This window comes from Streptomyces sp. NPDC006265 (assembly GCF_040613555.1).
GTDB lineage: Bacteria > Actinomycetota > Actinomycetes > Streptomycetales > Streptomycetaceae > Streptomyces.
On sequence record NZ_JBEXSH010000225.1, the window covers coordinates 1 to 10,977 of the forward strand.

A 10,977-nucleotide genomic window follows, 5' to 3' on the forward strand; every position below is an offset into this window, starting at 1 on the left:
GCTCAGTTCGCCGGTGAGCAGGGCGGCGTCCCGCAGCCGGCGGTCGGCGGCGTCGCCGAGCACCGCGTGCTGGTGGCAGTGGGTCTGCCCGGCCACCGGGCGGTCCACGCGCGGCGGCGTCCAGCCGGGGGCCCGGCGCTCCAGCGTCTCCGCGAACGTGAGAACCTTCGCGGCGAGCCGGGCCGCACGCGGGTCGTCGTGCAGCAGCTCGGGGACGTCCGTGCGCAGGGCCGCGGCGCAGCTCGGCTCCAGGACGACGACCGGGGCGTCGGTCTCCAGGACCGGTTCCATCAGATCGAGCGTGCGGCGCATGACGGCCCGGGCACGGTCCAGCTGCCCCGTCGACACGTACGTCAGCCCGCAGCAGACCCGGCCCCGGCCGCGCAGCAGGGACAGCGGGTCGAGGGCGACCGTCCTGCCGTCGCCCACCGGTGGTTTCTCCATGCGCAGCGTCGGCGGCAGCGCCACCCGCAGCCCGGCCGCCTCCAGCACCCGCACGGCGGCCTGCCCCACGGCCGGAGAGAGGTGCTCGGTGAAGGTGTCGGGCCACAGAACGACCAGGTCGCCCCGCGCGGTGGGGCCCTCTGCGGAAGGGCCGGATGCCCTGCGCCCCTCCCACCACCGGCTGAACGTCCGCGACGCCACCCGTGGAATCTTCCGCTCGGGCGCGAGACCGCCCAGCCGTTTCGCCGGCCATGCCAGGGGCGGTACCGCGGACAGCGCGTTGACCAGCCATGCCGTGCGCGTGCGGGACACCGCCCGGAGCCACACCGGCAGGCGGCCCAGCGCGTGGTGCGCGGCGGGCCGGCGGCGGCCGGCGTAGTGCTGGTGCAGGAACTCCGCCTTGTACGTGGCCATGTCGACCCCGACCGGGCAGTCCGACCGGCAGCCCTTGCAGGACAGGCACAGGTCCAGTGCGTCCCGGACCTCCTCCGAGCGCCAGCCGTCCGTCACCACCTCACCGGCGAGCATCTCGTGCAGCAGCCGGGCCCGCCCGCGCGTGGAGTGCTCCTCCGCGCCCGTCGCCCGGAAGGACGGGCACATGACGCCCGAGCCGGACACCGAGGTCGTGCGGCACTTGGCGACGCCCACGCAGCGCCGCACCGCGGCCGAGAAGTCACCGCCGTCCGAGGGGTACCCGAAGGCCACGTCGACCGGCTCGCGGGGCAGGACGGAGAAGCGCAGGCCGCTGTCCAGGGGCGCGGGGCGGACGAGCATCCCCGGGTTGAGCAGGTCGTCCGGGTCCCACACGCCCTTCACCCGCTCGAACAGGCCCACCATCCCGGCCCCGTACATCCTCGGCAGCAGCTCCGCCCTCGCCTGCCCGTCCCCGTGCTCCCCGGACAGCGAGCCGCCGTGCGCCACCACCAGCTCCGCGAGCTCCTCCGAGAAGCGGCGGAAACGGGCGACGCCGGGCGCCGTCAGCAGGTCGAAGTCGATACGGACGTGGATGCAGCCGTCCCCGAAGTGCCCGTACGGCGTGCCGCGCAGCCCGTGCGCCGTCATCAGCGCCCGGAAGTCCCGCAGATACGCCCCCAGCCGGGCGGGCGGCACCGCGCAGTCCTCCCAGCCCGGCCACGCCTCGGTGCCGTCCGGCATGCGCGTCGCCGTACCGCTCGCGTCCTCCCGGATCCGCCACAGCGCACGCTGCCCGGCCGGGTCGGTGACCACGAGCGCGTCCACGACGTCGGCGGCCCGCACGATCGCCTCCGCACGCGCGCGTGCCTCGGCCGCCGACTCCCCGCCGGTCTCCACGAACAGCCAGGCCCCGCCCCGCGGCAGCGCGGCCGGGGACGGCACCAGGTCCGCGGCCATCCCCTCCACCGTCAGCGGCCCGAACGGCAGCAGCCCGGCCGCGGCCTCGGCCGCCGCGCCCTCGTCGGTGTACGCCAGCACGGCCAGCGCACGCGCGTGTGGCGCCTCGACCAGGCCTACGACCGCCTCCGTCAGCACCCCGAGCGTGCCCTCGGAGCCGCAGAAGGAGCGGGCCACGTCGGCGCCGCGCTCGGGCAGCAGGGCGTCCAGCGCGTAGCCGGAGATGCGGCGGGGCAGCTCCGGGAAGCCGGTGCGCAGCCGCGCCAGTTCCCCCTCGGCCACGGCCCGCAGCCCTTCCGGTGCCCCGGCCCAGTCCCGTCCGAGCCGCAGTCGCTCGCCCGGCGCGGTGACGACGTCCAGCTCCCGCACACTGTCCGCGGTCGTGCCCCACGCCACCGAGTGCGAGCCGCACGAGTTGTTGCCGATCATGCCGCCGAGCGTGCAGCGGCTGTGCGTGGAGGGGTCGGGCCCGAAGCGCAGCCCGTGCGGGGCGGCGGCCTCCTGGAGCCGGTCCAGCACCAGCCCCGGCTGCACGACGGCCGTGCGCGCCTCGGGATCCAGGGCGACCAGCCGGTTCATGTGCCGGGTGAAGTCCAGGACGACCCCGGTGCCGGTGGCCTGCCCGGCGATGGAGGTGCCTCCGCCGCGGGCGACCACGGGCACCCCTCGCTCCCGGCACACCGCGAGCACCGCCGCCACGTCGTCGGCGTCACGCGGAGCGACCACGCCCGCCGGGACCCGCCGGTAGTTCGACGCGTCCATGGTCGTCAGCGCCCGGGAGGTGACGTCGAACCCGACCTCACCCCGGACGACGGCACGCAGCTGTGCTTCGAGATCCGTCATGCGTCCAGGATGCATCCGGCCACTGACGGTGACGGGCCGGCTCAGCCCTTCACGGCGGAGCTGGCCACACCCTCGACGAACCAGCGCTGGAAGAACGCGAAGACGATCAGCACGGGCAGCACCAGCAGCACGCCGAAGGCGAGGATCTGGCCCCAGTCCGGGGGCTGCTGGCCCTGGAAGACGCTCATCTCCAGCGGCAGGGGACGCACGGACGGGTCGGACACCATCAGCACCGGCCACAGGAAGGAGCCCCACTGGATCAGGAAGGTGAGGATCGCGACCGAGGCGAACACCGGCCGGGACATCGGCACGATGATCGCGAAGAAGGTGCGCCAGGGCCCCGCGCCGTCCAGCCGGGCCGCCTCCTCGATGCTCGGCGGGATCTTCTTGAAGAACGTGTGGAACTGGTAGATCGCGAAGGCGTTGGCGACGAACGGCAGCGCCTGGATGAACAGGGTGTTGCGCTGGCCGTTGAACATGTAGAACAGCGGCACCGCCACCGACTCGAACGGGATCAGCATCAGCAGCAGGACGAGGGTGAACACCGCGTGCTGCCCCCTCCACTTCAGCCGGGTCAGCCCGTACGCAGCCATCGAGTTGACGATCAGCCCGCCCGTCACCACCACGAACGACAGCAGCACCGACACGCCCATGAACTGCCAGAAGTAGCCGGTGCTGTCGGAGTTCAGGCTGTCGAGGACGGCTGCGTAGTTGTCGAAGGAGAGGTGGGTGGGCAGGAAGCCGGACAGGCCGTTCAGGACCTCGTCGGACGGCTTGAGGCTGCCGAGGAAGAGGTAGAGCGCGGGGAGGGCGAAGACGAACGCCAGGACGCCCAGGACGGTGTAGTCGAGGACGCGGCGTACGGACGTACGGGTCATGGCCATGGTTGGTCAGTCCTCGTTGTCGGGCCGGACGACGCGGCGCTGGACGATGGTCAGGGCGACGACGATCAGGAAGAAGACCACCGTGACGGCCGAGGCCTGGCCGATGTTGTTCTGGTCGAAGGCCGTGGTGACGGCCTGGTACATCACCGTGCGGGTGGCGTCCTCGTCCAGGCCGCCGCCGCGGATGAGGATGTACACCTGGTCGAAGACCCGGAAGGACAGCACCGAGGTCAGCATCGCGACGAAGACGAGGGTGCCGCGGATGCCGGGCAGGGTGACGTGCCGGAACTGCTGCCAGCGGGAGGCCCGGTCCAGCTGGGAGGCCTCGTAGAGCTCGCCCGGGATCTGCTGGAGGCCGGCCAGCAGGATGACCATCTGGAAGCCGACGCCCTGCCACACCGACAGCACGATGATCGAGCCCATCGCGGTGAGGCCGTCACCGAGCCAGTCGAAGGCGCCCCAGTGGCCGAAACTCACCGCGTCCAGCAGCGAGTTGAGCATGCCCTGCTCGCTGCGGGCGAGGATCAGCCGCCAGATCACGGCGACCAGCGCCATCGGGAAGACCACCGGCATGAAGAAGAAGGAGCGGAACAGGCCGATGGCCTTCAGCTTGCGGTTGAGCAGGATCGCCAGCGCCAGCGCGAGAGTCGTCTGGAGCGGTACGACGACCGCGGCGAAGGTCAGGTTGTTCAGCAGCGCCCGCAGGAACGGGCCGGACAGATCGGGGTCGGTGAACAGCCGCCGGTAGTGCTCCACGCCGAAGAAGGCGGGCTCCAGCGGTGAGCCGAGGCGGACGTTGTAGAAGGAGAGCACCACGGCGTAGCCGAACGGGATGCCGACGAAGGCGATCAGCCCGCCGACGGCCGGGGCGGCCATCAGCAGCCCGTGCAGCCGGTCACGGTTGCCGCGCGCGTGACGCGGCGGCTTCGTGGGGTGAGCGGACGAGACGGCCTGCGCCCGGCCTGGGGCCGCGGCGTGCGCGGGTTCCACGGATTTCACGGGAGGGGTCCTCTTCCCGGCGGGGCGGGCGCGGTCGGCACATGGCTGTGTCACCACGTCGACGGCGGCCCGCCCGGGCCGATACGTCCTGCGGGTTACGGGATCTCGTAGCCGGCGTTGTCGGTGAAGTCCCGGTCGATGGCGCGGGCGGCCTTCCGCAGGGCTTCCTCGGGGGCGGCGCCGCCGTAGATCGAGTTCAGGGCCGTGTTGAACTTGGCGGTGACGGTGGGGTATCCGGCCGTCACCGGGCGGGTGACGGCGACGCAGGAGGAGGTGATGTCGCTGTCGCCGCAGGGCGCCGCGAGCTGGTCGGCGAAGAGCTGGAGCGGGCCGCCCTTCTTGTAGAGGTCGCTCTTGGCCAGGGCGGTCTTGGTGGCGGGCACCGCGCCGTTGGCCTTCGTCATCGCGCCGACGTTCGTGTCGTTCAGCAGGTAGTCCAGGAAGGTGCCGGCGGCCTTGCCGTTCTTGCTGTCGGCACCGATGCCCCAGGCCCACGAGCCCTGCCCGGTCTTGGGACCGTTGCCGAAGTCCGGCAGCGGCAGCACGGCGAGATCGTCGCCGAGGGCCTTGCTGTAGGCGGGGTAGTTCCAGTGGCCGACCCAGCTCAGCGCCACCTTGCCCTTGGCGAAGGCGTTGCCGTCGGTGTTGGGGTCGACGTAGGGCTTCCAGGACTGGAAGGTCTTCATCGCGGAGACGACCTTCGGGCTGTCGAGGGCGCCCTCCGCCTTGCCGTCCTTCAGCAGCCCGCCGCCGGCCGACCAGACGATCGGGGAGAAGCCGAAGGTGCCCCACTCGGAGGCCAGGCCGTACTGCTCGGATATGTCGAGGACCTTGCCGTCGGAGTCCTTGCCCTTCAGCGCCCCCAGCGCCTTGCCGAACTCCTCGGCCGTCCAGGCGTCGTCCACGCTCGTCGGGTACGTCACGCCGGCGGCGTCCAGCAGCTTCTTGTTGGCGTACATGCCGAGTCCGGCGTCGAACATGCCGAGGCCGTAGTGCTTGCCGTCGATCTCGCCCTGCGCCTTGATCGCGTCGGTGGCGTTGCTTAGGGTCTTGGCGGAGACGTGGCCGTCGACCGGGGCGAGCTTGCGGTTGTAGACGAAGTTCGCCATCGTCGGGCCGTCGAACTCCAGCACGTCCGGCAGTTCGGCGGCGTCCGTGGCGGTGATGGTCTTCGTGTAGTCCTTCTCCGGTATGAGCTTCAACTCGGCCTTGACGGCGCTCTGCGAGGAGTTGAAGGACTTCACGGCGTTCTGCAGCGCGGTCGCCTCGCTCGCCTGGCCCTGGTGGGCCCAGACGCTGATGGTGCCCTTGCCGCTGCCCTCCTCGGCGGAGGTGTCGCTGCCGCCGCCCCCGCCGCCACAGGCGGCCAGCGCGGCCAGCGGCAGCAGGGCGAGGGCCGTCAGGCCGGTACGACGGTGTTTTCCGTGGCCGGTGATCATGGTGGTGCCTCCGAGCGGGGTGTGCGGGTGGTGCGCGGACGGTGGGAAGGGGCAGGGGGGAGGAGAGGAACCAAGGGGGAGCAGGGGGAGCAGGGGGAGCAGGGGGAGCAGGGGGAGCAGGGGGAGCAGGGGGAGCTACCGCCGGCGACCGGTGTGCGGCGGAGCGGTGGTCTCGCGGAGGATGAAGCGGATGGGCATCTCGACGGGGTGCGGCGACCCGGCGTCCGGTTCGTCCAGACGCGTCAGCAGCAGCCGGGCCGCCTCCCGGCCCTGGGCCGCGACCGGCTGGGCCACGGTGGTCAGCCCGACCACCTCGGACAGCTCGTGATCGTCGAAGCCGACCACGGACACGTCCTCCGGAACCCTCAGCCGGTGCCTGCGCAGGGCGCGCAGCGCGCCCATCGCCATCTCGTCGGACTGGGCGAACACGGCGGTCGGCGGATGGCGCAGGGCCAGCAGCTCGGTCATGGCCCGCTCACCGCCCTCGACCGTGTAACCCCCGTCGGCTTCCCATGCGGTGTCCGGCTCGATCCCGGCGTCGGCCAGGACGTCCAGGTAGCCCTGCCGGCGGTCGAGGGGCGTGGTCCAGTGCAGCGGCTCGCTGGCGCCGGAGATCATGCCGATCCGCCGGTGTCCCAGGTTCACCAGGTGCCGTACGGCGCTCTCCGCGCCGCCCCGGTCGTCGATGCCGACCACCGTGAAACCGGGCCGTGCGCCGCCGACCGTGGTCGCCAGCGGTACGCCGAGGGAGCACAGGGCGGCGGCTTCCTCCGGGTCCGGGATCAGCAGGGACAGCACGGCGTCGACCCGCTTGCGGATCGGCAGCTTGGTGAAGAAACGCTTGCGCGCCTCCGGTGAGCCGAGGTTGTACAGCAGGACGTCGTAGCCGGCGGCGCTGAAGACCTTCTCGGCCGCGTCCAGCACCGTGCCGAAGAACCAGCGGCCGACGTACGGGACGACGACGCCGATGGTGTAGGTGCGTCCGCTGGCCAGGCTGGAGGCCGAGCGCGAGGCGGTGTAGCCCAGTTCGGCGGCGGCAGCGACGATCCGGGCCCGCATCTCCTCCGACACTCCCGAGCGACCGCGCAGGGCACGGGACACGGTGGACGCCGAGACCCCGGTGGCCTCGGCGACATCGGTGATGCTGACCGTCACGGGACGCTCCTTGATCGGGTGCGCGCCGCGTGGCCGGGGGTCCGGAGCACGTCGGCGGGAGTGGGAGTGACGAGACCGTAAACCCGCCCACCTGGTTGCGCAAGCGTTTGCGTTCAGATTTACTTCGGATGACTCCCAGAAGAACTCTCACCAGCACGAGCACAGCGCACGCGTTTGAGTGCCGCTGTCGGCAGACAGGACCTGTCCATGCGATACGCGCCGCCCGGCCTCTGCGTGAACGACTTCGACCTCCTGCGCCACGCGGACGGCACCTACACCGCTCTGCACCTTCAGGGCCCGTGGACGGCGGAGTTCGACCACCTGCGCATGGAGACCTCCTACGGCCGGGCCACCTCCACCGACCTGGTCCACTGGGAGCCGCAGGGCACGGCCTTCGGCAACGGCCTGCCGGGCCGCTTCGACCAGCAGGCGGTGTGGACCATGCACGCCTTCCCGCACGGCACCGGCATGGCGATGCTCTACACCGCCGTCTCCGGACTCACCCCGGGCGGCTGGCCCCTGCAGTCGATCGGCCTGGCCCGCTCCGAGCGCACCGACGGCACCGGCTGGTGCCGCCACGGCACGGGGCCGGTCGTCGAGGCGGACGGGCGCTGGTACCGCACGGGCGACCGCATGGGCTGGCGCGACCCCTTCGTCGTGCGCGACGACGAGTCCGACGGCTGGGTGATGGTGGTCTGCGCCGCCGACGCCTCCCTGCCCGTCGACGTCAGTGGCTGCGTGGCCTGGGCGACCTCCGACGACCTGGAGCACTGGACCGTCCACCCGCCGCTCGTCTCCCCCGGCGACGTCGACGAGTTCGAGTGCCCGGTCCTCGAACGCCTCGACGACGGCGGCTGGCTGCTGCTCGGTTCCATCGGTGCCACCCGGGGCTTCGAGGCGTGGACCGCTCCGCGCCTGCGCGGCCCGTGGACCCGCCGCGGCCCGCTCGGCCCGACGGGCGCGTACGCCCCGCGTGTCACCGTCGCCCCCGACGGCTCCCGCGTCGTGCTGCACACCACCCCGCGCCGCGTCGGACTCAGCGACACCGGCGAGCGTTGCCGCGGCATGCTCGCCCAGCCCAAGTCCCTCGCCGTGCCCGCGGATTCGGCACCCCGCCTGGAATGGTGGCCGGGGCTGGACCCCTGGCTCGGCGAGGAGACGCGCGAGGCGCTGCTGCACGCGGTCGGTGACGTCGGCCTCTCCGGTCGCACCGAGATCACCCTGCGCACGCAGGCTTCCGGCCCGGACCGGCCCGCGCTCACGGTCGGCTGCGACGGCAAGGACCTCCGGGTCACCGGCCCCGACGGCATCCCGCTCGGCGAGACCCGCCTGCCGGAACCCGCCGCCTCGCTGCGCATCCTCACCGTCGGTGAGTACGTCGAGGTCTACGCCGACGGCGTCTTCGTCCTCACCACCCTGTGCTACTCCGGCCGCCCCGCCCCGTGGGCGGCCACCACCGAGGGCGGAACCCGCCCCGTCGCCGTCCGCCCCCTCCGGCTGCCGGACCCGCACCGCGACGACGCCTCGGCCGTCTGGCCCGGCCCGCCGCCGCACTGATCGGTCCACCCCGCGTCTCACCCGACGGACGACGTTTCGCCCAGGTTTCTGGAAACGGCTACGCTCCCCTGCGTGGCTGAGATCCAGATTCCTGCTGACATCAAGCCCGCCGACGGTCGATTCGGCGCGGGCCCCTCCAAAGTGCGGGTGGAGGCGCTGGACGCCCTGGCCGCCACCGGCACGTCCCTGCTCGGCACCTCCCACCGCCAGGCTCCCGTCAAGAACCTGGTCGGCAAGGTGCGCGAAGGCATCAGCGAGCTGTTCCAGCTCCCCGACGGCTACGAGGTGATCCTCGGCAACGGCGGGTCCACCGCGTTCTGGGACATCGCGACCCACGGCCTGATCGAGAACAAGTCGCAGCACCTCAGCTTCGGCGAGTTCTCCTCCAAGTTCGCCAAGGCCGCGAAGCTCGCCCCGTGGCTGGCCGAGCCGGACGTCATCTCCGCCGACCCGGGCACCCACCCCGAGGCGGTCGCCCAGGCGGGCGTGGACGTCTACGCGTTCACCCACAACGAGACCTCGACCGGTGTCGCCATGCCGATCAAGCGCGTGGCGGGCGCCGACGAGGGCGCCCTGGTCCTGGTGGACGCCACCTCCGGCGCGGGCGGCCTCCCCGTCGACATCGCCGAGACGGACGTCTACTACTTCGCCCCGCAGAAGTCCTTCGCCTCCGACGGCGGCCTGTGGATCGGCGTCTTCTCCCCGGCCGCGATCGAGCGCGCCGAGCGCATCCACGCGTCCGGCCGCCACGTCCCGGAGTTCTTCTCGCTTCCGACGGCGATCGACAACTCCCGCAAGAACCAGACGTACAACACCCCGGCACTGGCCACCCTCTTCCTGCTGAACCAGCAGCTGGAGTGGATCAACGGCCAGGGCGGCCTGGACTGGTCGGTCCGGCGTACGGCGACCTCCGCCCGCACGCTGTACGGCTGGGCCGAGGACATCAAGTACGCCAACCCGTTCGTCACCGACCCCGCCAAGCGCTCGCAGGTCATCGGCACGATCGACTTCACGGACGAGGTCGACGCCGCCGCCGTCGCCAAGGTCCTGCGCGCCAACGGCATCGTCGACACCGAGCCCTACCGCAAGCTCGGCCGCAACCAGCTGCGCGTCGCGATGTTCCCGGCGATCGACCCGGCGGACATCGAGGCGCTCACCAAGTGCGTCGACTACGTGATCGAGAAGCTCTGACCTTCTCGCGTACGTGACCGAGGGGCGCCCTGCGTGTGCGGGGCGCCCCTCGCTCGTGCCCAGGCGACCGCGCCCCGGCCGAGCACCTGTCCTCTTCCCCGGCGTCGCGGGTACGGCGCGGCCTGCGGCGTGCGGAGCTACTCCTCGCCCGGGGCCGAGCGCGCTACCCGGAACCCCACGTCGTCGATCCGGAACGTCGGATGGCTCCGGCGGCGCACCGAGGCGCGGCAGCTCCAGTGCTCGTCGGACCAGCCGCCGCCGCGCAGCACCCGGTAGGTGCCGTAGACCTCGGCGTCGTAGAGGTCCCAGCACCAGTCCCAGACGTTGCCCAGCATGTCGTACAGGCCCCAGGCGTTGGGCTGTTTGCCGCCCACGGGGTGGATGCGGTCGCCCGAGTTGCCGCGGTACCAGGCGATCTCGTCGAGCGGGCCGTGGCGGGGGCCGGTGCCGCCGGCGCGGCAGGCGTGTTCCCACTCGGCCTCGGTGGGAAGCCGGTAGCCGTCGGCGGTGGTGTCCCAGTCGGCGGCCCCGCCGTCGGGCCGCACCTCGTACGCCGGGGTCAGGCCCTCGCGCCGGGACAGGGCGTTGCAGAACCGGATCGCGTCCCACCAGGACACGCCCTCGACGGGCAGCAGGCCGCCCCGGGCCGCGCTCGGACGTTCGCCGGCGACCTCGGCGTACCAGGCCTGGGTGACCGGCACCGCCGACATCCGGAACGACCCGACCTCGACCGTCCAACTGCGCTGCGTCCGCCGGTCGGACAGCGTGACGGGCCCCGCCGGGACGGCCACCATGTCGACGTTCATGCGCTCCCCATGACCGGACACCTTAGGGGTCCTTTCACTATGAGCGTCCGATCAGGGCGCGTGGTCCGGTGCCGTGCATCGCAAGGCGCCGGGAAGCCCTTGTAGCGGAGCTACCAGGGCTTTTCGGCAACGCGGCGAGGTGCGGTGCCAGACCACGCGACCCGGACGGGCATAGTGAAAGGCCCCCTTAGGGCCTGCCGTTTGGATCAGGTCGCCGACGCGGGGCCTGGCACCGTCGATGCCCCGCGACCTGATCCAAACCACAAGCCGTTGGGGCCCCCGCACGTA

The 10,977-nt window shown here is 72.2% G+C and carries 8 protein-coding genes; 2 read left to right on the plus strand and 6 right to left on the minus strand.

The features are described from left to right. The 5 genes from ABZ281_RS19555 to ABZ281_RS19575 all read right to left on the minus strand — a co-directional run. On the minus strand, positions 1 to 2,658 hold a 2,658-nt coding region (locus ABZ281_RS19555), incomplete at its 3' end, for an FAD-binding and (Fe-S)-binding domain-containing protein (RefSeq protein WP_356657079.1). Positions 2,659 to 2,699: 41 nt separating this feature from the next. Continuing rightward, positions 2,700 to 3,542 carry a carbohydrate ABC transporter permease gene (locus tag ABZ281_RS19560; protein WP_356657081.1) on the minus strand — a complete coding sequence of 281 codons (843 nt, stop codon included), beginning with the start codon at positions 3,540 to 3,542 and terminating at the stop codon, positions 2,700 to 2,702. 6 nt (positions 3,543 to 3,548) lie between these two features. Further along, entirely contained in the window at positions 3,549 to 4,541 is a 993-nt protein-coding gene (locus tag ABZ281_RS19565; protein WP_356657083.1) for a sugar ABC transporter permease, read from the minus strand. Between the two features lie 95 nt (positions 4,542 to 4,636). Beyond that, complete coding sequence (locus ABZ281_RS19570) at positions 4,637 to 5,980, minus strand: sugar ABC transporter substrate-binding protein (protein ID WP_356657085.1); 1,344 nt, start codon at positions 5,978 to 5,980, stop codon at positions 4,637 to 4,639. A gap of 135 nt (positions 5,981 to 6,115) precedes the next feature. Further along, positions 6,116 to 7,135: a LacI family DNA-binding transcriptional regulator gene (locus tag ABZ281_RS19575; protein ID WP_356657087.1), complete on the minus strand. Its 1,020-nt coding sequence runs from the start codon at positions 7,133 to 7,135 to the stop codon at positions 6,116 to 6,118. A gap of 207 nt (positions 7,136 to 7,342) precedes the next feature. On the opposite strand from ABZ281_RS19575, the gene ABZ281_RS19580 reads away from it, so the two are divergent. Both ABZ281_RS19580 and serC read left to right on the plus strand, forming a co-directional pair. Then, positions 7,343 to 8,692, plus strand: a complete 1,350-nt coding sequence (locus tag ABZ281_RS19580) for a mucin-1 (RefSeq protein ID WP_356657089.1) — start codon at positions 7,343 to 7,345, stop codon at positions 8,690 to 8,692. A gap of 72 nt (positions 8,693 to 8,764) precedes the next feature. Then, a complete protein-coding gene (serC, locus tag ABZ281_RS19585) occupies positions 8,765 to 9,883 on the plus strand; it encodes a phosphoserine transaminase (RefSeq protein WP_356657091.1) in 1,119 nt (372 codons plus the stop codon). A 137-nt stretch (positions 9,884 to 10,020) separates the two neighbouring features. Here serC and ABZ281_RS19590 read toward each other — a convergent pair whose 3' ends face one another. Next, the gene (locus tag ABZ281_RS19590; RefSeq protein WP_356657093.1) at positions 10,021 to 10,689 is read right to left on the minus strand and encodes a formylglycine-generating enzyme family protein; all 669 of its coding nucleotides are present in this window, start codon (positions 10,687 to 10,689) and stop codon (positions 10,021 to 10,023) included. Positions 10,690 to 10,977 lie beyond the last annotated feature (288 nt).

Bases quoted from the DNA above. Each gene is read 5' to 3' on its own strand.
- ABZ281_RS19560 (WP_356657081.1), bottom strand. From the start codon at position 3,542: ATGGCCATGACCCGTACGTCCGTACGCCGCGTCCTCGACTACACCGTC.
- ABZ281_RS19570 (WP_356657085.1), bottom strand. From the start codon at position 5,980: ATGATCACCGGCCACGGAAAACACCGTCGTACCGGCCTGACGGCCCTC.
- ABZ281_RS19580 (WP_356657089.1), top strand. From the start codon at position 7,343: ATGCGATACGCGCCGCCCGGCCTCTGCGTGAACGACTTCGACCTCCTG.
- ABZ281_RS19590 (WP_356657093.1), bottom strand. From the start codon at position 10,689: ATGAACGTCGACATGGTGGCCGTCCCGGCGGGGCCCGTCACGCTGTCC.